The sequence below is a fragment of the Streptomyces sp. ICBB 8177 genome (assembly GCF_003144095.1).
In the GTDB taxonomy this organism is placed as follows: Bacteria; Actinomycetota; Actinomycetes; order Streptomycetales; family Streptomycetaceae; genus Streptantibioticus_D.
In genome coordinates this window covers 260,843-282,473 of the sequence record NZ_NSKH01000003.1, presented here as the reverse complement: position 1 = coordinate 282,473, position 21,631 = coordinate 260,843, and the positions used below count along the sequence as shown (strand labels likewise).

Annotated in this window: 23 protein-coding genes and 1 tRNA gene; 13 read left to right on the top strand and 11 right to left on the bottom strand. The window is 72.4% G+C overall.

The annotated features are described in order from the left end of the window. Window positions 1-6: 6 nt before the first annotated feature. From CK485_RS04195 to CK485_RS04180, 4 genes are all read left to right on the top strand, one after another. A complete protein-coding gene (locus tag CK485_RS04195; RefSeq protein WP_241968118.1) occupies window positions 7-477 on the top strand; it encodes a hypothetical protein in 471 nt (156 codons plus the stop codon). Between the two features lie 17 nt (window positions 478-494). After that, window positions 495-567: transfer RNA gene (locus CK485_RS04190), tRNA-Lys, on the top strand. Window positions 568-758: 191 nt separating this feature from the next. Next, complete coding sequence (locus CK485_RS04185) at window positions 759-1,541, top strand: arylamine N-acetyltransferase (RefSeq protein ID WP_109447031.1); 783 nt, start codon at window positions 759-761, stop codon at window positions 1,539-1,541. A 69-nt stretch (window positions 1,542-1,610) separates the two neighbouring features. Next, on the top strand, window positions 1,611-2,330 hold the full coding sequence (locus CK485_RS04180; RefSeq protein ID WP_109447029.1) for a rhomboid family intramembrane serine protease: 720 nt from the start codon (window positions 1,611-1,613) through the stop codon (window positions 2,328-2,330). Between the two features lie 10 nt (window positions 2,331-2,340). Here CK485_RS04180 and CK485_RS04175 read toward each other — a convergent pair whose 3' ends face one another. Beyond that, entirely contained in the window at window positions 2,341-2,991 is a 651-nt protein-coding gene (locus CK485_RS04175; protein ID WP_109447027.1) for a class I SAM-dependent methyltransferase, read from the bottom strand. 11 nt (window positions 2,992-3,002) lie between these two features. Continuing rightward, complete coding sequence (locus CK485_RS04170) at window positions 3,003-3,506, bottom strand: FBP domain-containing protein (protein ID WP_109447025.1); 504 nt, start codon at window positions 3,504-3,506, stop codon at window positions 3,003-3,005. A gap of 457 nt (window positions 3,507-3,963) precedes the next feature. On the opposite strand from CK485_RS04170, the gene CK485_RS04165 reads away from it, so the two are divergent. The 5 genes from CK485_RS04165 (at window position 3,964) to CK485_RS04145 (ending at window position 8,769) form a co-directional block, all read left to right on the top strand. Next, window positions 3,964-5,619 carry an RICIN domain-containing protein gene (locus CK485_RS04165; RefSeq protein WP_109447023.1) on the top strand — a complete coding sequence of 552 codons (1,656 nt, stop codon included), beginning with the start codon at window positions 3,964-3,966 and terminating at the stop codon, window positions 5,617-5,619. A gap of 213 nt (window positions 5,620-5,832) precedes the next feature. Continuing rightward, window positions 5,833-6,465, top strand: coding sequence for a lytic polysaccharide monooxygenase auxiliary activity family 9 protein (locus tag CK485_RS04160; protein ID WP_109447021.1), 633 nt, complete (start codon window positions 5,833-5,835; stop codon window positions 6,463-6,465). Window positions 6,466-6,594: 129 nt separating this feature from the next. After that, window positions 6,595-7,053, top strand: coding sequence for a MarR family transcriptional regulator (locus CK485_RS04155; RefSeq protein ID WP_109447019.1), 459 nt, complete (start codon window positions 6,595-6,597; stop codon window positions 7,051-7,053). A gap of 50 nt (window positions 7,054-7,103) precedes the next feature. Further along, complete coding sequence (locus tag CK485_RS04150; protein WP_109447573.1) at window positions 7,104-7,940, top strand: ATP-binding cassette domain-containing protein; 837 nt, start codon at window positions 7,104-7,106, stop codon at window positions 7,938-7,940. Beyond that, window positions 7,900-8,769, top strand: coding sequence for an ABC transporter permease (locus CK485_RS04145; RefSeq protein WP_109447017.1), 870 nt, complete (start codon window positions 7,900-7,902; stop codon window positions 8,767-8,769). Before CK485_RS04150 ends, CK485_RS04145 begins: the two co-directional genes overlap by 41 nt. A gap of 202 nt (window positions 8,770-8,971) precedes the next feature. Here CK485_RS04145 and CK485_RS04140 read toward each other — a convergent pair whose 3' ends face one another. Further along, window positions 8,972-9,181 carry a DUF397 domain-containing protein gene (locus CK485_RS04140; RefSeq protein WP_109447015.1) on the bottom strand — a complete coding sequence of 70 codons (210 nt, stop codon included), beginning with the start codon at window positions 9,179-9,181 and terminating at the stop codon, window positions 8,972-8,974. Then, window positions 9,178-9,861: a DUF5753 domain-containing protein gene (locus CK485_RS04135; protein WP_241968117.1), complete on the bottom strand. Its 684-nt coding sequence runs from the start codon at window positions 9,859-9,861 to the stop codon at window positions 9,178-9,180. The genes CK485_RS04140 and CK485_RS04135 overlap by 4 nt, the downstream gene beginning before the upstream one ends. Before the next feature lie 601 nt (window positions 9,862-10,462). Between CK485_RS04135 and tgmA the strand changes: the two genes are divergently transcribed. Next, complete coding sequence (gene tgmA, locus CK485_RS04130; RefSeq protein WP_146214481.1) at window positions 10,463-10,702, top strand: putative ATP-grasp-modified RiPP; 240 nt, start codon at window positions 10,463-10,465, stop codon at window positions 10,700-10,702. A 481-nt stretch (window positions 10,703-11,183) separates the two neighbouring features. On the opposite strand, the gene CK485_RS04120 is transcribed toward tgmA, so the two are convergent. The 5 genes from CK485_RS04120 to CK485_RS04100 form a co-directional block, all read right to left on the bottom strand. After that, window positions 11,184-11,966 carry a class I SAM-dependent methyltransferase gene (locus CK485_RS04120; RefSeq protein WP_109447009.1) on the bottom strand — a complete coding sequence of 261 codons (783 nt, stop codon included), beginning with the start codon at window positions 11,964-11,966 and terminating at the stop codon, window positions 11,184-11,186. Window positions 11,967-11,976: 10 nt separating this feature from the next. After that, window positions 11,977-12,573, bottom strand: coding sequence for a GNAT family N-acetyltransferase (locus tag CK485_RS04115; RefSeq protein WP_109447007.1), 597 nt, complete (start codon window positions 12,571-12,573; stop codon window positions 11,977-11,979). An 85-nt stretch (window positions 12,574-12,658) separates the two neighbouring features. Beyond that, complete coding sequence (locus CK485_RS04110) at window positions 12,659-13,834, bottom strand: low temperature requirement protein A (RefSeq protein ID WP_109447005.1); 1,176 nt, start codon at window positions 13,832-13,834, stop codon at window positions 12,659-12,661. A gap of 113 nt (window positions 13,835-13,947) precedes the next feature. Next, window positions 13,948-15,150 carry an FAD/NAD(P)-binding oxidoreductase gene (locus tag CK485_RS04105; RefSeq protein WP_109447003.1) on the bottom strand — a complete coding sequence of 401 codons (1,203 nt, stop codon included), beginning with the start codon at window positions 15,148-15,150 and terminating at the stop codon, window positions 13,948-13,950. A gap of 56 nt (window positions 15,151-15,206) precedes the next feature. Further along, window positions 15,207-16,538: an MBL fold metallo-hydrolase gene (locus tag CK485_RS04100; protein WP_109447001.1), complete on the bottom strand. Its 1,332-nt coding sequence runs from the start codon at window positions 16,536-16,538 to the stop codon at window positions 15,207-15,209. A 176-nt stretch (window positions 16,539-16,714) separates the two neighbouring features. Between CK485_RS04100 and CK485_RS04095 the strand changes: the two genes are divergently transcribed. Genes CK485_RS04095 through CK485_RS04085 form a run of 3 tightly spaced genes read left to right on the top strand, consistent with a single transcriptional unit; the run spans window position 16,715 to window position 18,614 of the window. Next, window positions 16,715-17,494, top strand: coding sequence for a GntR family transcriptional regulator (locus CK485_RS04095; RefSeq protein ID WP_241968116.1), 780 nt, complete (start codon window positions 16,715-16,717; stop codon window positions 17,492-17,494). Continuing rightward, entirely contained in the window at window positions 17,491-17,853 is a 363-nt protein-coding gene (locus CK485_RS04090; RefSeq protein ID WP_109446997.1) for a rhodanese-like domain-containing protein, read from the top strand. Before CK485_RS04095 ends, CK485_RS04090 begins: the two co-directional genes overlap by 4 nt. Beyond that, window positions 17,850-18,614 (top strand): sulfite exporter TauE/SafE family protein, encoded by a 765-nt coding sequence (locus CK485_RS04085; RefSeq protein ID WP_109446995.1) that lies wholly within the window; start codon window positions 17,850-17,852, stop codon window positions 18,612-18,614. Before CK485_RS04090 ends, CK485_RS04085 begins: the two co-directional genes overlap by 4 nt. A gap of 16 nt (window positions 18,615-18,630) precedes the next feature. Here the strand turns inward: CK485_RS04085 and CK485_RS04080 are convergent, their stop codons facing one another. Both CK485_RS04080 and CK485_RS04075 read right to left on the bottom strand, forming a co-directional pair. Next, complete coding sequence (locus CK485_RS04080; protein WP_241968115.1) at window positions 18,631-19,764, bottom strand: PLP-dependent cysteine synthase family protein; 1,134 nt, start codon at window positions 19,762-19,764, stop codon at window positions 18,631-18,633. A gap of 195 nt (window positions 19,765-19,959) precedes the next feature. After that, window positions 19,960-21,459, bottom strand: coding sequence for a M1 family metallopeptidase (locus CK485_RS04075; RefSeq protein ID WP_109446993.1), 1,500 nt, complete (start codon window positions 21,457-21,459; stop codon window positions 19,960-19,962). Window positions 21,460-21,631 lie beyond the last annotated feature (172 nt).

Here is a 21,631-nt window from a genome sequence, read left to right as displayed (position 1 = left end):
GATCGCATGACCATCGACCAGAGCACGCGAGCGGGCTCGCCCGCAGGGGCGGCCGGCACCGCTTCCGCCGAGGAGATCAAGCCGCTTCCGGTGTGGTTCTTCGGCTTCGAGGCGATCCTGGCGTCGGCCTACGACATCGTCAAGGCGTACCCGAAGGCGATGTACGTCCTCGGCGCGCTCGTGCTGCTCAACCTGATCCTCACCGCGACGGTGCTCAGCAGCAGGGTCAAGCTCGCCCGCCGCCTGTGGCGCAGCAAGGGCACCCGGAAGGTCGCCATCGCGCTGGTCGTGCTGCGGGTCGGCAGCCACTTCGTGATGGGCGCGCTGGGCACGCAGGTGAACACTCCGGCCGAGCACATCTCGTTCGCGGTGGGCATGGCGGTGCTGACCGTGTGGATGCTGTGGTTCGTGCAGCGCACCGCGCTGCGGGCGCTGGCCCGCGAGGACGCGGCGCGGGCGGCCCAGGGCATCGGGTAGGATTCCGGCATCGGTGGGCGCCGCTAGCTCAACTGGCAGAGCAGCTGACTCTTAATCAGCGGGTTCGGGGTTCAAGTCCCTGGCGGCGCACGTCACGGCCACCCCCTCGGGGGTGGCCTTCTTACGTCAGGGCGCGGGCTTTCGCGCCGGCGCCGGGCGTGGGCTCTGGTGCCGGAGCACCGGCTTCGCGTCAGAGCACCGGCTCCGCGTCAGAGCACCGGCTCCGCGTCAGAGCACCGGCTCCGCGTCGGGCGCGGGCGCGCTCGGGCCACACTGGGGGTATGCGCTCCCTCACACCCGAGCAGACCGACGGCTACCTGCGGCGCGTCGGAGCGTCCCGCCGGGAGTCGCTGTCCGCGCTGCACCGGCTGCACCAGGTCGCCGTGCCCTTCGAGAACCTCTCGATCCACCTCGGGCAGGACGTCGTCCTCGAACCCGGCGCCCTGTACGACAAGATCGTCGGTGCTCGCCGGGGCGGCTTCTGCTACGAGCTGAACGGGGCGTTCGCCCTGCTGCTTGCCGCGCTCGGGTACCGGGTCAGCCTGCTGTCGGCGCGGGTGCGGGGCGCGGACGACCGCTTCGGGCCGCCGTTCGACCACCTCGCGCTGCGGGTCGAGGAGGCCGCGGGCGGCACGGTGTGGCTGGCGGACGTCGGCTTCGGCGACCACAGCGCGTACCCGCTGCGCCTGGACGAACGCGGTGAGCAGTCCGACCCGCGCGGCACCTTCCGGATCGCGCGGGCGCCGGACGGCGACCTGGACGTGCTGCGCGACGGCGTGCCGCAGTACCGCCTGGAGACGCGCCCGCGCGAGCTGCGCGACTTCGGTCCGACGTGCTGGTGGCAGTGCACCTCCCCGGCGTCGCACTTCACCCGCTCCCCGGTGTGCACCCGGCTCACCGGGTCCGGCGGCCGGATCACGCTGAGCGGGCGCAGGCTCGTGGCCACGGACGCGGACGGCCGCCGCCGCGAGGAGGAACTGCCCGGCGACGAGGCCGTGCTGCTGGCCGCGTACCGGGACCGGTTCGGCATCGATCTGGACCGCGTCCCGCGGCAGCCCGCGTGAGCTTGCGTTTTGGTCCGTAGAGTTCGCACCGGGGGATCTCCCGGACGTGTCGTGGTGAAGGAGCGGGGAATGGGTGCGGGCGCCGAGGGCGGCGGAGTCGTCGACGCGGAGCTGATGGTCGCGGAGGCGCGCAAGGCGTTCTTCACGATGTTCGGCTTCCTGGCGCTCGTCTGGCTGATCCAGCTCGCCAACTGGGGCGACGGCTACGCGCTGTCGCGGCAGTACGGCATCGTCTCCGGGCAGGCGGGCCGGCTGCCGGACATCCTGACCGCGCCGTTCCTGCACTGGAGCTGGGCGCACATCGAGAGCAACTCGGGACCGCTGTTCGTCTTCGGCTTCCTCGCCGCGTACCGGGGCGTGGTCCGCTTCCTGGGCCTGAGCCTGCTGGTCGCGGTGGTCAGCGGGCTCGCGGTGTGGATCTTCCAGGGCGGCGGCACCGACACGGTGGGCGCGAGCGGCCTGATCTTCGGGTACTTCGGCTACGTGGTGGTGCGCGGGCTGTTCGACCGGCACCTGATCGACACGCTGATCGGGGTCGTCATGGCGGCGTCCTTCGCGTACCTGGTCACGATCGCGGTGCCGGGGACGCCCGGGGTGAGCTGGCTGGCCCACCTCGGCGGCCTGGTCGGCGGCGTGGTCGGCGCGTGGCTCTTCCGCGACCGCCGCACCGTGCCCGCGGCGACCGGCGGCACCGGCACGGGCGCCGCGATCGTCCCGCCCCGAGGCACGCCCCCGTCCGGCGACCGGGCGGACCTGCACAAGGAACTGGGCGACCTGGGACTGCTGTAGTCGTCTGCGGTCAGCCCGCTCGCTCCGGGAGCCGTGGGGCGGAGGGCGGGGCCGGGCGCGGCGCGCGGTAGACCAGCAGGTAGCGCCAGAACAGCAGTCTGCGCAGGCGTGCTCCGGGCAGCAGGCGGGCGGCCTCGCGGCGGGTCTGGGCGTACGACATCGTGGGCGTCCGCACCGGCGCGCGCACCCCCGGGGTCCGCTCGGCGGCCGGACGCCGCAGCTCACTCGCCGCGACCGCGAGACGGGCCGCGGCGTTGACCGGGACGGCGGCCAGGCTCCAGACGTGGTCCAGGGGCGAGCGCTCCGGATAGCAGCCCAGCACCACCAGGACCCCGCCGGGAGCCAGTGCCTCGCGCAGCGCGGTGACCGTGCCGAACGGCATGTGGTGCAGGCTCGCCAGGCAGGTGACGGCGTCGTAGTGCCCCCGCGGCAGCGCCTCGCCGGTGACGTCCGCGACCCGGTATTCGGGCCCGCCGCCCGCTCGGCGTGCCTGGGCGATCACCTCCGGCGACGGATCGACCGCGTCCACCTCGATGCCCCGCGCCGCCATCCGCCGGGCGAGGCGTCCCGTACCGCACCCCACGTCGAGCGCGCGTCGGCATCCCGCGGGCACCTGCCGCAGCACGAGCCGGTGGTAGTGGTCGTTGTGGTCGAAGGGCATGCCCTGGCTCCTCAGCCCCCGTCGACGACTTTGCCCAGGAACTCGTCGAGATTGGCCAGCATCCGGTCGACGCGTTCCTGCACGGTCAGCGACTCGCGGTAGCGGCTGACCAGGGCCGAGGCCTTCTTGCCGCGCACGTACAGCGGGCAGGCGAGGTCGGCGCACATGTAGGCGCCCACCGTGTCGCCGTCGCGCCCGCGCGCGCCCACCCGGCGGGCGGCGAGCAGCGAGACACCGGAGCCGGGGTGACCGGTCAGGCACAGCGAGCAGATCGTCGTCTTGACGAAGCTGCGCGGCCCGCCCTGCGGCACCCGCAGCGTCACGCCGACCACCTCGCCGCCGCGCGGGGCGACCAGGTAGCCGCGGTCCGGGGCGCCCGGGTCGCGCCAGCCGAGGAAGTCGAGGTCGGCCCAGGGCAGTTCGGCGAGCCCTCGCGGCAGGCTGATCCGGCGGGCCTCGCCCTTGGAGCAGTTGACGAAGGCCGAGCGCAGGTCGTGGTCGTCGAGGGGGTCCATGTGACGCGAAGCTAACAGCGGCCTGGCGTGGCTGTCGCCCGAATATCGGCGCGGGGCGTCCGGGGCCGCCGGGCGGAGGCGTCCGAGGGCGCCGGGCGGAGGCGTTCGGGGCGCCGACGCCGGGCGCTCAGGGGTGCCAGGCAGAAAACATGAGCATCACTCTTGTTTTGCTACCCGCAGGTATCTAGCCTCTGTGGCCGACAGCCACTGTTCCGGGTGACGGGACGCACCCCCGGCCCGCTCACCCACGCCCCGCGCGCAAGGCCCTCACCGCAGCACACTCGCCGCACGACAGCGCGCCGTACGGCACCGCGCGACAGCACACCGCACTCGGCGCACTCACCGCACTTCCCGCACTTCCCGCACGACGGCTCGTCGTACAACCCGCTCGTCGCACCACCGCTCCTCGCCACCCGGGCATCCCCGGGCGGTCATCCCTGCGTTCACAGGAGCACGCGTGACCAGACCAGCACTGGCGAAGGCCGCCGCCCTCACCGCGGCCGCCCTCCTCGGCGTCCTCGGCGCGGGCACCACCGCCGTGGCATCGCCCACCACCACACCGGCCACGGCCGCCACGACACCGCACGCCGACCGCTCCCCCGCCATCGTCTCCATGGGCGACAGCGCCATCTCCGGTGAGGGTGCGGGCACCGACACCGGCGACGGCTACGTCCCGGGGACGGACGGCCCCAGCGACTACTGCCACCGCAGCACGAAGTCGGAGATCTTCGACACCGGGCTGTCCGGCCTCACCGCCGTCGACCTCGCGTGCTCCGGCGCGCAGACCGGCGACCTGGTCAGCGATCCCACGCTGGCCAAGACGACCGGCGGCGGCAGCGGCGACTTCGGCGAGCCCAAGCAGGACGCCCAACTCGCCGGAACGGCGGCCCAGTACGACGTGAAGATGGTCGTCGTCACCATCGGCGCCAACGACGACTTCGACTTCAGCGGGATCATGGAGAGCTGTCTCGGGCAGTACTTCCCGATCCCCCAGTCGCAGGGCTGCCGCGACACCATCGGCAGCGCGACCATCACCGCCCGGGCGAAGGCGGTCGTCCCCAAGATCGAGGCGGCGCTCACCGACGTCCGGCAGACCATGCGCACCGCCGGATACGCCGACGGCAGCTACCAGTTGGTGATGCAGTCGTACTTCACGCCCATCACCCCCGACATCCGCACCAACACCTACGCGGGCAAGGTCGCCGACGGCTGCCCGGCGTTCCCCGAGGACCTGGCGTGGGGCCACGACTGGGTCGTGCCGCAGCTGGACGACGCGCTGCGCACGGCCGCCGAGGCGGTGCCCGGGGTGCGCTTCCTCGACCAGCGCCGGGTCTCCTACGGCCATGAGGTCTGCGCCGAGATGACGACCTCGCCGTACGAGTACACCAACGGCGACGTCATCGACACCAGCGAGCTGACCCGCAACGGCTGCGACTACTCCATCGGCATCCTCGGCCTGTGCGAGGACGAGATCCGCCAGTCGTACCACCTGCGGGTGGCGGGCTACGAGGGCGAGGGCGCGTGCCTGGGCGAGTTCTACGGCGAGCCCGCCCAGCAGGAGGCGTACTGCACGCTGGACGACGCGGACGGCACCACCATCGAACCGCTCACGCCCGGGCAGCCGTTCCAGGACAAGCCGGAGGACGGCTCCTGGTACCAGCTGACCAACCACGCCACCGGTCAGGTGCTGGACTTCTCCGGCGGCGGCAGCTACGGCGACGACACCGACGGCCGTCCGGCGATCACGTATCCGGCGGACGGCGGCCTCAACCAGTCCTTCGTCTTCGAGGCGAAGTCCGGCGGCTCCTACGAGCTGGACTTCAGCGGCAACCGTGACATGTGCCTGGACGCGAACGGCGCCTCGACGGCCGCCGGAACGGCGTTGCAGCAGTGGGGTTGCGACGGCGGCGCCAACCAGCACTGGGTGTTCGAGTCCGCGGGGAGCGGCTTGTACGAGCTGGCCGACTCCCAGGACACCTCGATGGTCGCCACGCTGGGCACGAGCGCGAAGACCGACTCGGCCGGCAACCCGGTCACGGTCCTGCAACCCGACACGGGCGCGTCCACCCAGCTGTGGCAACTCACGAAGCTGGGCATCGTGTACCTGCCGTAGGGCACCTTCCCGAACCCGATCCGCACGAGGACCGCTGCCGGAACGTCGCGGCAGCGGTCCTCGCCGTTCGGTGCCGTCTCCATCCCGGCGCGGGAGTTGATATGGACATGACCTTCCTGTGGCGCTACCGTGACGACTTGGTCTAGACCGCAGCAGCCCCGTGCGTGCGCGCGCACACCCGTTGAACACCCCCACGTTCTCCCGAGGTGACCCATGCGCAAGACGAGCAGTCGTACCAGTCCCGCCCGCGTCCGGCGCCACAGGCTCGCGGTGGCCGTCGTGGTGGCGGGGGTCGTCGGCGCCTCCGCGTTAGCGACCGGAAGCGCCAGCAGCCACGGCTACGTCAGCACTCCACCCAGCCGCCAGGACCTGTGCGCCAACGGCACGGTGACCGACTGCGGCGACATCCAGTACGAGCCGCAGAGCGTCGAGGGACCCAAGGGCTTCCCGGCCGCCGGACCCGCCGACGGGTCCATCTGCAGCGGCGGCAACGCGCGCTTCGCCCAGCTGGACGACCCCAGGAACGGCCAGTGGCCGGCCACGCGGCTCACCGGCGGCCAGACCTACGCCTTCACCTGGACGTTCACCGCCCGGCACGCCACCACCGACTTCGAGTACTTCATCACCAAGAACGGCTACGACCCCGCCAAGCCGCTGACCAGGGCGGAGCTGCAACCGGCGCCGTTCCTCACCGTCCCGTACGGCGGCAAGCCCCCCGCGAGCAACACCGTCACCCAGCAGGGCGTCATCCCGTCCGGCCTGACCGGCAAGCACCTGATCCTCGGCGTCTGGAACATCGCCGACACCGGCAACGCCTTCTACTCCTGCGCCGACGTGCAGTTCTGACCGCCTCCGGGCGCTCCCGCCACCCACAGGGCCCCGCGCGACGGCGCGCGCGGGGCCCTGTCGCGTACGCCCCGCACACTGCTCCGCACCCCTTGGCAGATACCTCGTACTAAGAGCTAAAATTATGGAGTGACAGCGCCAGCCGACATATCCGACGCGCTCGCCGACGCCCTGGGCGGCGTCCAGCGGCTGATCCGGCGCAGGCTGCGCCGCGACACCCCCGTCCCCCGGCTGCGCGGCGCCCAGATCGAGCTGATGCGGCTGGTCGCCGCCAATCCGGGGCTGCGCGTGTCGGCCGCCGCCAAGGAGCTCTACCTCGCGGGCAATTCGGTCTCCACGCTGGTCAACCAGCTCACCGCGGCGGGTCTGTTGCGCCGGGAGACCGATCCCGGCGACCGCCGCTCCGCGCTGCTGCTGCCCACCCCCGAGGCGGAGGCCCGGCTGCGCGACTGGCAGGAACGGCGTTCCGCACTGGTCCACCGCCACGTGGAAGCACTGTCAACGGACGATCAGGCGGCGCTCGCCGCCGCGCTACCGGCACTGCGCAGGCTCGCCGAGAGCCTGCGCGAGGAAGTGGAGGAGCAGTGACTGACGACGCTGGTGCCGCCGCCCGAGCGCGTTCCGCCGACGCCGAACGCGTGAACGCCGAGCGGGAGGCGACTGCCGAGGCCGTCGTGTGCAGCGGCCTGAACTACGCGTTCGGCGAGACCAAGGCGGTCGACGGCCTCGACCTGTCGGTGGCGGCCGGCGAGTGCTTCGGCCTGCTCGGCCCGAACGGCGCGGGCAAGACCACCGCGATCCGCTGCGTCACCACCCTGCTGCCGGTGCCGCCCGGCATGGTCACCGTCTTCGGCCACGACCCGGCGAAGGAGAAGATGGCGGTGCGGCGGCTGCTGGGCTACGTGCCGCAGCAGTTGTCCGCCGACGGCGGACTGACCGGGCGGGAGAACGTCTCGCTGTTCGCCCGGGTCTTCGACGTCTCCCGCCGCGAGCGCGCCGCCCGGGTCGCCCAGGCGCTGGAGGCGGTCGACCTGACCGACGCCGCCGACCGGCTCGCCAAGACCTACTCCGGAGGCATGGTGCGCCGCCTGGAGCTGGCACAGGCCCTGGTCAGCGCGCCGAGGCTGCTGATGCTCGACGAGCCGACCATCGGCCTGGACCCGATCGCCCGCACCAGCGTGTGGGAGCACATCAACGCGGTGCGCAAGGCGACCGGGATGACCGTGCTGGTCACCACGCACTACATGGACGAGGCGGACCAGTACTGCGACCGCGTCGCCCTGATGCACAAGGGCAGCATCCGCGCCCTGGGCACCCCCGAGCAGCTGCGTACCGAACTGCGCGAGCGGCGGGCGGACGGCTCGGCGCCGACCCTGGAGGACGTCTTCCGTGACGTCGCCGGCAGTGGTCTCGATGAGGGAGGAGATTTCCGCGATGTCCGCAGCACCCGCCGCACCGCGTCCCGCGTCGGCTGAGGACGCGGCGACGCAGGCCGTCCGCCGACTCGACCTGCTGCTCGCCCCGCCGCCCGCCCGCACCGGCTGGCGCATGCTGCCCGCCCGGGTCGGCGCGATGTGCGCGGTCGAGTTGCAGAAGCTGCGCCACGACCGCACCGAGCTGTACACCCGCGCGATCCAGCCCGCGTTGTGGCTGCTGATCTTCGGTGAGACGTTCACCCACATCCACGCCATCCCGACCGGCGGCATCCCGTACCTGGACTACCTGGCGCCGGGCATCATCGCGCAGTCCGCGATGTTCATCGCGATCTTCTACGGCATCATGATCATCTGGGAGCGGGACGCGGGCATCCTGACCAAGCTGCTGGTCACCCCGACGCCCCGGTTCGCGCTGATCACCGGCAAGGCGTTCGCGGCCGGGGTGAAGGCGCTGATCCAGGCGATCGTGGTGATCGTGATCGCGGCCGTGCTGGGCGTCTCCCTGACCTGGAACCCGTTGCGGCTGCTCGGGGTCGCGGTGGCGGTCATCCTCGGGTCGGCGTTCTTCTCCTGCCTGTCGATGTCCATCGCGGGCATCGTGCTGACCCGCGACCGCCTGATGGGTATCGGGCAGGCGATCACCATGCCGCTGTTCTTCGCCTCCAACGCGCTCTACCCGGTCGCGGTCATGCCCGGCTGGCTCCAGACGCTCAGCAAGATCAACCCCTTGAGCTACCAGGTCGACGCCCTGCGCGGCCTGCTGCTCGGCACGCATTCCCACCTGGGCATGGACTACCTGGTCCTGATCGTGGCCGCGGCACTCGGCGTCACGGTGGCGTCGTCACTGCTGGGGCGGCTGGCCCGCTGACGCGTTCCTCCGGTACGGCGGCCTGAACTGTGCGCGCGGGTCAGGCCGTCCGCGCTTCGGCCTTCGGCTACGCGCCGAGCCGTGCGCAGGCGGCGAGTTCGGCGGGGACGTTGTGCAACTCGGCGATACAGCAAGTGAGCCCTGCCACTCCACGGGGATGAAGTGGCAGGGCTCGGGTCGGTCGCGCGCTCCGGGTTGCGCCTCAGCCGTGTTCTTTGGCGAAAGCGACCAGACCGGCCCACTGGTCGGCTGTCAGGGTGAGGTGAGGGCCCTGGGGGTCCTTGCTGTCCCGCACCAGGAACTCGCCCGTGGCGCGGGCGTGCTCCGGAGCCCACTCGACGCACTGACCCTCGCCGCCGCTGTACGTGCTCTTGACCCACCGCGGGAGTCGGGGGTCGGGGGTGTTGCTCATCGGGCGTGATCCTCCATGATCGTGCGAACCAGGGCCAGCGAGTCGGTCTCGGACTGCGCTGCCATGCGCAGGCGGTCGAACATGACGACGGCGGAACTCACCACGCTTGCCGTCTCGTCGACCTGCCCGCCGTGTGTCGGCGTCTCGGTGTAGACAGCGTGAGGTTTTCCATCCATCGAGAGCAGCGTAAAGGGCAGATGGGAGGGGGCGGCACCCGCCTTGTAGGGAAGAACCTGGATCGTCACGTGAGGCGACTGCATGAGCACCGCGAGGTGTTCGAGCTGCGCTGCCATGACGGCCTTTCCCCCGACGCATGTTCGCAGGACGGCCTCATGGACGACAACCCACAACAGAGGCGGTTCCGCCCGCTCTATGACGGCCTGCCGCCTCATGCGTAGCTCTACCCGTGCCTTGATCTGGTCCGTGCTCTCGCGGGGGAAAGCAGCTCTCATGACGGCTTCGGCGTACTCGGGAGTCTGCAACAGCCCCATCAGGAACGTGCACGAGTAGTCCGTGATGCCGCTCGCCGACTCTTCCAACGAGACGTACGGTACGAACCATTCGGGGTGCCCCTGCTTGCTGAGCTTCTCCCGCAGACGGACGTACACGCCAGCGGTGTCGGCAACCCGGTCCATCGCTTCCGCGAACGCGGACGAGGCGAGCACCGCGCCGCTTTCCACCTTGCTGACCTGCGCTTGCGTTTAGTGCAACCGATCCGCGAAAGCGTCTTGCGACAAGCGCAGGTGCTCACGCAACGCTTTGGCTTCCTTGCCGAAGTACGCGGCGGCGTTCTGGGGTTTGTTCATCCGCTCAGCTTGCTCGCTCGGTCATCCAACTCGCCTCTATTCCTGTCCCGTTGGAACGGCGCCGGACCTGTCGAGCGTACCTGGGGGGTTCACTCTGGGTCTCCTACTGTTTGTTCAGACGTACCAGCCCGAATCCGAGGTACCCCATGCCCGAAGTCATGTCGAGCGCGCCGACCACCAGCGTTGCCCAACTGAAAACGGTGCCCCGTCCCGAGTACCGCATCCACCGTGCGGGGAGCCGTAACGCCCTGGCCATACAGTGCTCGCCATCCAACGCGATGGCGAGTCGCCATCGTTGTCGCTCAACCAGCGCGTGTTCACGCAGCCCGCCCCCGGTTCCTCCTCGGCGGGTGTCAGCATCCCGCCGGAACGGCCAACCTCGTCCCCGGCCGTGTGTTCCCCACCACGGACCGGGGCGGGGCCCCCGCACCCGTCCGGGAGCGGAGAGACCTGCAATAGCGGAAACGAGGAAGAGATGAGCACTGTGACCGCCCTCCCCTTCGGGGTGCGGCACCTGGTGTCCCCGCCGGCGAGCACCAGCGACGCACCGATGATCACCTACAGCGACGCGCTTCAGCTCAACGTGTCGGCATCCGGCAACCCCTGGCACGCGGAGTCCGCGGCCAGGCCGGAGACACAGACCGAGACGAGCAACGGCGACAGCGACCGCTCCGGCTCCGGCTCCGGCTCCGGCAGCGGAACCGACCTGTGGTGACATGCCGAACCCCATCCCCATCCTGACAGACCGGGCCGATCTGACGCCCGATGCAGTGGTCGAGGAACTGGCAAGCCGGGGTGGACGCTCCGCCCCCTACCCAGACGGCAACCGCCCCGTTACCTGGCTGCTCGCCGCTGACGGCTCGTGGGCGCGCGCCGAGGACGGCCACCGTCGTCTCGTGCACCAGGGCGGCCCCCCACCGACTCTGGGACGCGCTGGACCGGGTGGCCCGGAAGTGGGACGAACTCGACCGCTTCCCCCTTCACGCCATGGGGGCCGAACTCAACGCCGAGGGGGGCACGTTGCAAGCTCCCGGGGACTCCTGGTCGTTCTCCGTCTGACCGGCGCGCCACCCCGTTCCGCCCTGCCGCGCCGTCCTTTCCGTGGCGGGCCGGGGCCGAGAGGCGGGCGGGCACCTCGCGGCCCCGGTCCGGTGCGCTCGAAGGCGTCGCCGGGGGCCCGTTGGGGCAGCCGACGGCTACGCCGGCACCGCGCGGACCAGGACCAACGAGCCTTCGTAGGAGGGCTGTTCGCGCAGGGAGCCGTACCGGGCGTCCCACGTGCCGTCGGCGAGGTCGCGGCGCAGGTGGTCGGTGTACGCGTCGGCGGTCGCGGCGTCCACGAAGCTCCACGCCGAACACGCCTGCCGGGCCGCCGGGTCCAGGAGGCGTTCAGGGCGGGCGTAGTACGCCTCGTTGAAGCCGTCCGTGCAGTCCACCGGGATCGGTACCGGCTCCACGCTCACCTCGCCGCCGAGCGCCGCCGCGATCGTGGCGACCGACGGGTAGCGCCGGGCCTCGGTGTCGAGGACGCCGGGGGCGTACGCGTACAGCCAGAAGTCCCTCACGCGGGCCGGGTCGCAGGTCAGCACGGTCACCGGACCGCGCGCCACCCGCCGCATCTCCCGCAGCCCCGCCGTCACGTCGCTCCACTGGTGCACGCTGAACGTGGTCATCGCCGCGTCGAACGCGCCGTCGGCGAACGGAAGGTCCTCCGCGACGGCGTCGATCGCCGGTGCCAGGTGGGCCGGGCGCTGCGCGCGCATCGACGCGGACGGCTCGACGGGGGTGACCTCGGGCGCCGCCGCCTCGTAGGACCCGGCGCCCGCGCCGACGTTGACCACCGTGCGTGCCTCGCCCAGCGCCCGCGCGATCACCTGCGCGATCCGCGGATCAGGCCGCCGGAAGTCGGCGTAACCCCCGCCTATCGCCCCGTAGTCGGCGTCCCCGGCGCTGCCGTCGCTCGTACGTCCACTCGTCATGCACCGAAGCCTACGGCCAGCGATCACCCCGCACGCGGGCGTGCAGGTGCTCGTCGTGCCAGCCGTCGGCGTGCAGCAGGGCGCTGCGCATGGTGCCTTCCAGCGCGACCCCGGCCCGCGTCGCGACCTGGCAGGACGCGGGGTTGGCGGTGGAGTGGGTGATGCGCAGGCGGTGCAGCCCGAGGTCGTCGAGCGCCCAACGGCTCACGCGTACCGTCGCCTTCACCGCGAGACCACCGCCCCGCCCCTCGGGCAGCAGCCAGTAGAGGATCTCGGCGCTGCCGCCCTTGAGGTCGAAGTCGCCGAGCCCGACGAGTCCGACGGCCCGCTCCTCGTCGCCGGACCCGCGCACGATCGCCCAGATCGCCGACCGCTCGGCCGTCCACGCCTGCCGATACGCCTCGACGCGGTCCCGGGCGTCGTCCAGTGTGACGTAGGAGGGCCGGTTCCAGTGCCGGATGTCGTCCTGCCGCGCGGCCTCCACGAGGGCGGGCGCGTCCCGCTCGCGCCAGGGCCGCAGTCGCACGGTGCCGTTCAGCTCGAACGTGGGCTGCGGGACGGCACTCATGCGTCCGGGCGGGACGACGGGGGGTATGAGGGATGCCATACGCCGCATCGTGCCATCCGCTCACCACGCCCGCGCCGCGGCGGGCACGCAATCCGCCCGCCGCCCGGCGCGCCGCGCCGTCGTCTCACTCGGCCTCGTGGCTCTCCGGGTTGCGGGCCGCCAGGGTCACGCCTGCCGCCACCGCCAGGGCCGAGATGATGCCGGCCAGCAGGACCGCCGCGTGGCCGGCGAAGGCGCACAGGGCCACCAGGACCGCGGTGACCGGGAGGATGGCCTGCTGGGCCGGGCCGCGCTTGGAGTGGCGGGCGTGCAGGAGCCACAGGGTGAACAGGAAGACCGCGCTGGGACCGGTGACGGCGAACGACGCGCCGGTGGTCGTCAGGTGGGTCTTGCCGACCGCCTGTTCCACCGCCACCTCGATGCCCGCGCCGATCGCGGCCGCCGACGAGAAGACCACGTAGTGCCCGTAACCCCACAGGAACGCCTGGCGGTTGCCGCGCAGATGGCCGTGGATGGGGACCGCGAAGTAGATCCACCACGCGGCGAAGACGATCAGCAGGCCGCCCGCCGCGATCGGCAGCAACTCCCCCAGCGCGTCGTGCTCGTCGATGGCCGACTGGACGGCGACGGTCGCCGCGGAGACCGTCTCGCCGAGCACGATCAGGGTGAACAGGCCGTAGCGCTCGGAGATGTGGTGCGGGTGCCAGGCCGTCTGGTGGCGGCGCTCGGCGATCACCGGGACCAGCATCTCGGCCACGATCACGCACAGGAACACGGCGGCCCGCCCAGCCCCCGCGGGTACCAGCAGCAGCAACACCCAGCACACCTGGCAGAACACGACCCCGCCCGCGTACAGCAGCGCGGTGCGCCGCGCCGGGCCCCGCTCGGCGTGCGCCGCGCGCAGCCACTGGAAGGTGAGCGCGAGCCGCATCACCACATACCCCAGCACCGCGATCGCCCAGTCGCTGTCGTCGAACGCGCGCGGCACCCCGGCGGCGTAGATGAGGACGCCCGCGATCTGGACCAGCGTGGCGATCCGGTACGGCACGTCGTCGGTGTCGTAGGCGGAGGCGAACCAGGAGAAGTTCATCCACGCCCACCAGATGCCGAAGAAGACGAAGAGGTAGCCGGTGACCGCGTGTCCCGGGTGGCCCTCGGCCGTCGAGTGCACCAGCCGGGTGCCCGCCTGGGCGACCGCGACCACGAAGCACAGGTCGAAGAAGAGTTCCAGCGGGGTGGCCACCCTGTGCGCCTCGGTGCGGCTGCGGGCGGTCATCCGGCGGGTAGTCGAGGCGTTCATGCCGGATACTCTCGACCACGACCGCCGAGATCGCCGCGCCTGACACCCCGGTGCGCCTCGGCTCGCCGGGCCCGCCCGGCACGCCGACGCCCGTGCCCCGCGCTCCGCGCCGCTCAGGCCAGCCCGCGCAGCATGAACCGCCAGTACAGCAGCGGCAGGCCGTACCGCTTGAGGTACCACATGTCGCGCCGCTCGCGGGTGGTGTCGAGCAGCGGGATCGTCGGCGTGTGGGTCATCGAGTAGTCGAACTCGGCCAGCAGCATCCGGTCGCGCGCGGTGGTGATCGGGCAGGAGGAGTAGCCGTCGTACGAGGCGGTCGGTTCCCGTCCGGCCAGCGAGTCCAGCAGGTTGCGCACCACCACGGGGGCCTGCTTGCGCACCGCGGCGCCGGTCTTGGAGTTGGGCGTGGAGCCCGCGTCGCCGAGCGCGAACACCTCGGGGAAGCGCGTGTGCCGCATCGTGTGCCGGTCGACCTCCACCCAGCCGCGCGGGTCGGCGGCGTCCGCCAGCGGTCCGCCGGCCAGCCAGCGCGGCGCGGTCTGCGGCGGTACGGCGTGCAGCAGGTCGTAGCCGATCGTCTCGGCGGTGCCGTTCGCGTGGTCGGTGACGACCGCCTCGCGCGCGTCCGGGTCGACCCGCGTCAGCTCGCTGCCGAGCCGGACCTCGATGCCGTAGCGGGCGGCGACGCGTTCCAGTTCTGCGGCGAAGACCGGCAGCCCGAACATCGCGGGCGTGGGCAGCACCAGCACCACCCTGATGTCCCGCAGCACGCCCTGGCGGCGCCAGTGGTCCGCGGCGAGGTAGGCGATCTTCTGCGGCGCGCCACCGCACTTGACCGGGCCCGACGGCATCGTGAAGACGGCGGTGCCCGCGCGCATGCCGCGTATCAACTGCCAGGTTTTCGGGGCCAGTCGGGGTTCGTAGTTGGTGGAGGCGTACGGGGTGGAGCGCACCGCGTGCTCCATGCCGGGCACCGCGTCCCAGTCCAGCCGGATGCCGGGGCACACCACGAGGCGGTCGTAGCCGATCTCACCGCTGTCGGCGGTGGCGACGGTGTGTGCGACGGGGTCCACGCCGACCGCGCGGTCGCGCACCCAGCGCACGCCCTTCGGCAGCACGGACGCCTCGGGCCTGGCGCTGGCGGCCATCGGGGCCCGGCCTCCGCCGACCAGGGTCCACAGGGGCTGGTAGTAGTGCGTGGCGGAGGGTTCGAGCAGCGTGACGCCGGTGGTGCCCGCGCGGCGCAGCCGGGCCGCGACGGTGATCCCGGCGGTGCCGCCGCCGACGACGAGGACGCGGGCGTGCTGACGGGGCATGGGAAGGCCTCCTGAGTGGTGAGCGGTCGTGGGGGCAGCGGATCTCGGGCACGGACTCACCCCGTGGCGATCCCCGCCTCCACCGCCTTCGCGTAGTCGTCGTCGACCAGCACCACGTCGTGGCCGGCGCGCTCCAGCAGGCTCGCCGCGACGCTCGCGCGGAAGCCGCCCGCGCAGTGCAGCCACAGCCGCCGGTCACGCGGCAACTCCTCAATCCTGGGCAGCAGTTGGTGAACGGGCAGGTGGTGCGAGCCCGGGATGTGGCCGCTCGCGCGCTCGTCGTCGCGGCGCACGTCGACCAGCAGGTCGCCGTCGGGACGGGCGGCCGCCTCCGCGAACGTGGCACGCGGATAGGCGCGTTCCCCGGGGACGTCACCGATCGCGGCGCCGGCCGGCCGGTCCACCCCGATGCGCGCCAACTGCCGCTGTGCGGCAGCGACTTGATCGCCGCTCTCGCCGACGAGGGTCAGCGGTTCGCCCCACGGCAGCAGCCAGCTGACGTACGTGGAGAACTGGTCGCCCAGCTCGATGCCGACGCTCCCGGCGAGGTGCCCGGCCGCGTACGCGGTGCGGTCGCGCAGATCCAGCACCCACTGGCCGTCGGCGATCCTGCGCCGCAACTCGGCGGCGTCCACCGGCTCGGGCGGGGCGAGGTCGGCCGGGCCCGGCCCCTTGCGGTTCAACGGCTGGGCGTAGAAGGCGGGATACGCGGTCAGCCCGGCGACCAGGCGGGCGGCGAAGGCGTCCTCGTCCGGCTCGGTCAGCGCGTCGTTGCGGCGGCGCTCGTCGGCGAGGGTGACCGGACCGGCGTCCCGGGCACTCGGGCCGACCGAGCAGAAGCTGCCGAAGCCGTGCGTGGGATAGACCGCCGCGTCGTCCGGCAGCCGTGCGGCGAGCCGCCGCGCGGAGCGGTACTGCGCCCGGGCCAGCTCCTCGGTGCGTTCCGGGTCCACCAGGTCGGTGCGCCCGACGGTGCCGTACAGCAGCGAGCCACCGGTGAAGACGGCGGGCGGTGCCTCGCCGTCGGTGACGACGTAGGCCAGGTGCCCGTCGGTGTGGCCGGGGGTGGCGACGACCTCGACGGTGAGCGAGTTGACCGCCAGCCGCTCGCCGTCCCGCACCGGGCGGCAGGTGAACGAGACGGTCTCCTCGGCCGAGAGCGCGTACGGCACGCCGTGCCGCCGGGCCAGTTCCCAGCCGCCGGTCACGTAGTCGTTGTGCACGTGCGTCTCCACCACGAGTCCGCAGCCGACCGCGGCCTTCTCCAGCACCTGCTCCACCCGGTCCAGGTCCCGCTGCGGGTCGACCACGACCGCCGTGCGGCCGTCGTGCACGACATAGCTGCGGTTGCCCAGCTCCCGTGTGGGGATCACCTCGACCTCAAGCACCGCACACGTCCCTTTCGTCGATGCGCCCGCCGCCCAACGCGCCTGTACTCAAGGCGCTTTGGCCGTCGCGCTTCCGTCAATGCACGAATGTACGTACATTAACTCCCGTGCGATCGAGCAGAGCAAACTCCCCTGCGGGGAACGGGAATCCACCGGCACGCGGGCCGCGCGGCGCCGTGCGGCCCGACCGGTCCAGTCCGCTGCCGCTGTGGGCGCAGGTCCGCGACGACCTGCGCGGGCGGCTGACGGACGGCGAGTTCGGTGCCGACGGCGCGCCCTTCCCCGGCGAGCTGGCGCTCGTCGAGCAGTACGGCGTGAGCCGCCACACCGTGCGCGAGGCGCTGCGCAGCCTGCGCGCCGAGGGGCTGGTCGTGGCCGAACGCGGCAGGCCGCCGCGGCTCGCGGTGCCCGCCGAGATAGAGCAGCCGCTCGGCGCGCTCTACAGCCTGTTCGCCTCCGTCGAGGCGGCCGGGCGGACGCAGCGCAGCGTGGTGCGGGTGCTGGACGTGCGGGCGGACGGGGTGTTCGCCGCCCGCCTGGGACTCGAGGAGTCGGCGCCGCTGCTGCATTTGGAGCGGCTGCGGCTCGCGGACGACGAACCGCTCGCGGTGGACCGCGTGTGGCTGCCCGCCGGGCTCGCGGCGCCGCTGCTGCACGCGGACTTCACGCACACCTCGCTCTACGACGAGCTGGCGCTGCGCACCGGCGTGCGGCTGACCGGCGGGCGCGAGGTGCTGCGGGCGGTGGTGCCCACGGCCGCGGAACGGCGGCTGCTGGGCATCGGCGCGGACGTGGCCGCGTTCGCGGTCGACCGCCTGGGAATGGCCGGGGACCGCCCGGTGGAGTGGCGGCACACGCTGGTGCGCGGCGACCGCTTCACCGCGCGTGCCGAGTTCTCCGCCCGGGAGGGCTACCGGCTGGACCTGGCGGGCGCGGGAAGGGAGTTGGCCCGATGACGCGGACGGCGCACGGCGGGGACGATGACGGCGACGACATCGGCGCCCAGGAGGCGGAGGCGCTGATACGCGCCGGCCGCGCGGTGCTGCTGGACGTGCGGGAGGAGGACGAGTGGCGGGCCGGGCACGCCCCCGGTGCCGTGCTCTCACCGCTCTCCGAGCCGTGCCGGGCACCGGAGTTGACGCCTGATCAACTGTTGATCGCGGTGTGCCGGTCGGGCCGCAGGTCCGCGCTGGTGGCCGAGCGGCTCAGGGCGTCCGGCACGCCGGTGCGCAACCTGCGCGGCGGGATGAGCGCCTGGGCGGACGCCGGGCTGCCCGTGCGGCGGCCTGACGGGCGCCCGGGGATCGTGGCGTGACGGCCCTGGGCGTCGTCCTGGGCGCCCTGATCGGTCTCAGCCTGGGCGCGCTCGGCGGAGGCGGGTCGATCCTCACCGTGCCGGTGCTGGTCTACGCGCTCGGTCAGCCGCCCCGCGAGGCCACCACCGCGGGCCTCGTCGTGGTCGGCGTGACCGCGCTGACCGGCGCCGCCGGCCACGCCCGCGCGGGCCACGTGCGGTGGCGGGCCGGCCTGGCCTTCGGGGCCGCCGGTACCGCCGCGAGCTGCGCGGGCACCGCGCTCGACCGCAGCGTGGACCCGACCGCGTTGCTGCTGTGCTTCGCCGCGCTGATGGTCGTCTCGGCGGCCGGCATGCTGCGCCGCCACCGTGGCGGCCGGACGGCCGCGGCCCCGGTGCGCGCGCCCGCCCACCCGGTAGCGCGCGTCCTGGTCTCCGGTTCCGTCGTGGGCTTCCTCACCGGCTTCCTCGGGGTGGGCGGCGGGTTCGTCATCGTGCCCGCGCTGGTGGCCGCGCTGGGCTACGAGATGCCGGTGGCGGTCGGCACCTCGCTGCTGGTCATCGCGATCAACTCGGGCGTCGCGCTGGCCGCCAGGGCCGGGGCCGAGCGCTTCCCGTGGCACGTAGTCGTCCCGCTGACCGCGGCAGCCGTCGCCGGGTCGCTCGCGGGCCGCGCGGTGTGCGCCCGCGTCCCGGCCCCCGTGCTGGGCCGCGCCTTCGCCACGCTGACCGTGGCGGTGGCGGGCTATCTCGTGGTGCGCTGCGCGGCGGGCGCGGCGTGACCGCCACCGAGCCCGCTCAGTCCAGCGAGCCCGTCGCCCAGAACCGCTCCAGCCGGGCGGCGTACGGCGTGATGTCGATGCCGCGTTCGGCCAGCCACTCGTCGGAGTAGTAGGTGTCGAGGTAGCGCTCGCCCGGGTCGCACAACAGCGTGACCACGGACCCCTGTTGGCCGCGTGCCAGCATCTCGGCGATGATCCGGAACGCGGCCCACGTGCCGGTCCCGGTGGACGCGCCGGTGCGGCGGCCCAGCAGCCGTTCCAGCACGCGGATGGTGGCGATGGACGCCGCGTCTGGCACGCGCATCATGCGGTCGACCGCGCCGGGCACGAAGCTGGGCTCCACGCGCTGCCGCCCGATGCCCTCGATGCGCGAGCCGCATGCGGTGGTGACGCCCGGATCGCCGGTGCGCCAGCCGTCGAAGAACGCGGAGTTCTCCGGGTCGGCGACGCACACCCCGGTCGCGCGCTGGGTGTAGTGCACGTAGCGGGCGATGGTCGCCGAGGTGCCACCGGTGCCCGCGGTGGCGACGATCCACGTGGGTTCGGGGTGGCGTTCCGCGGCCATCTGGCGGAAGACGGACTCGGCGATGTTGTTGTTGCCTCGCCAGTCGGTGGCGCGCTCGGCGTAGGTGAACTGGTCCATGTAGTGCCCGCCGGTCTCGGCGGCCAGCGCCGTGGCGGCCTCGTAGACCTCGCAGGGGTTGTCGACCAGGTGGCACCGCCCGCCGTGGAACTCGATCAGCGCGATCTTGGCCCGGCTGGTGGTGCGCGCCATCACCGCGACGAACGGCACCCCGATGAGCTTGGCGAAGTACGCCTCGGAGACGGCCGTGGAACCACTGGACGCCTCGATCACCGGACGCCCCGGCCGGATCCAGCCGTTGCACAGCGCGTACAGGAACAGGGACCTGGCCAGCCGGTGCTTGAGCGATCCGGTCGGGTGGGTGGACTCGTCCTTGAGGTACAGGTCGATCCCCCACGCCTCGGGCAGCGGCACCGCCAGCAGGTGGGTGTCGGCGGAGCGGTTGGCGTCGGCCTGCACCTTGCCGACCGCCTCGCGCAGCCAGCGGCGGTACGCGGGGTCGTGCCGGTCGACGTCCAGTTCCAGCGGCTCCAGGGGGTCCCGCTGCGCGGGCATGGTGTTCGTCATGCCCGCCTGTATAGCGCCGGGGTGTCCTCAAACGGTCACTTGGGGTGAGCGCACATCCCCGCTTATTGATCGCCGGTCCATTGTTGATCACGCTGTTGATCTCGGCTGTTGATCACGCGTTCCCGGTCAGGAAGGGTCCGCCCGGTCGCGTGACCGGGCGGACCGCTTCCGCGCGGTGCGGCGGCCTTCCGCCGGTCAGCGCGCCAGTGCGTACGCGGTGTGGATCTCGCGCCACGACTTCGGCTGCGGCACGGCACCGCGCGCGGCGGCGGGGGCCTTCGTGCCCTGTGCCACCGGGCCGGTCGCCGGGCGGGCAGGGGTGAACAGCCAGGTGGTGAACAGCGGGCCGAGCTTCTTGCCCGAGACCTTCTCGGCCAGCGCCTGGAACTGCGCGAAGTCGGCGTTGCCGTAGGCGTGCTGCGCGGTCCAGTCCTTGAGGATCGTGAAGAACGCCTTGTCGCCCACGGTGTCGCGCAGCGTCTGGAGGGCGGCGGCGCCCCGGTCGTAGACGGGGTCGGCGAACTGGTTGGCGGCGCCCGGGTTGCCGGGCTCGATCTTCCAGAACGCGTCGCCGGCCGGGTGCGAGGCGTAGACGTAGTCGGCGAGCTGCTGCGCGGTGCCCTCGCCCTGGTACTGCGACCACAGCCACTGCGCGTACGTCGCGAAGCCCTCGTTCAGCCAGATGTCCTGCCAGCGTTCGAGCGAGACGGAGTCGCCGAACCACTGGTGGGCCAGTTCGTGCACGACCACGGAGACGTCCGCGCCGGAGGAGAACATCGTCGGGCTGTAGAACGGCCGGGTCTCGGTCTCCAGCGCGAAGTCCGAGGTGGCGTCCGGCACGTAGCCGCCGACCGAGGCGAACGGGTAGGGCCCGAAGTACCTGCTCTCCCAGTCGATCACCTCACCGGTGCGCTCGACGCTGGCCCTGGCGGCGCCCGCGGAGTCGCCGAGCGCGGTGCTGTAGGCGTTGATGACCGGGATGCCGTCGGCCGTCGTGCCCTTGGTGACGTCGAACTTCCCGATCGCCATGGTGGCGAGGTAGGTCGCCTGCGGCTTGTCCTGCCGCCAGTTGTAGCGGGTCCAGCCCTCGACGTCCGTGGTCCGGCCGGTGGGCAGGCCGTTGCTGATCACCTGGTCGCCGGTGGGGACCTCGACGGAGATGTCGTAGGTGGCCTTGTCCAGCGGGTGGTCGTTGCTGGGGAACCACCACCACGCCGACTCCGGCTCGTTGGCGGCCACGGCGCCGTCGGGGGTGCGCTGCCAGGAGGTGAAGCCGTCCACCACGACCTTGGAGGGCACGCCGTGGTAGCGGACGACCACGGTGACGTCGCTGCCCTTGGCCAGCGGTGCGTCCGGGGTGACCTGGAGCTTGTGGGCGGCCGGGGACTCGGTGAACTTCGCCGGGTGGCCGTCCACCAGCACGCCGTCCACGCCGAGCGCGAAGTCGAGGTCGAAGCGGGACAGGTCCTGGGTGGTCCTCGCCAGGATGGTGGCGGTGCCCTGCAACGCGTCGGTCGTCGGCTGGTACTTCAGCCGCAGGTCGTAGTGGCCGACGTCGTATCCGCCGTTGCCGTACGTCGGGTAGTACGGGTCGCCGATGCCGGGGGCACCGGGGGTCGGGGTGGCCGCGGCGGCCGGGATCGCCAGCAGCAGCGTCAGCGCGCCGGCGGCGGACGCGATCGTTCTGAAGCGCACGGGGTCCTCCAACTGGTCGGGGAGAAGGATCGCCTGAACCTTTGCAGACCCTGTGATCGCTGTCAGCGCTTCCGCCCCCGCTGTCGCAAGAGCTTCACGTTGGCCGATGCGATCGCGCCACGCCGTCCCGGCGCGAGCGGGCCACGTCGTTCCGGCGCGATCCCGACACCGC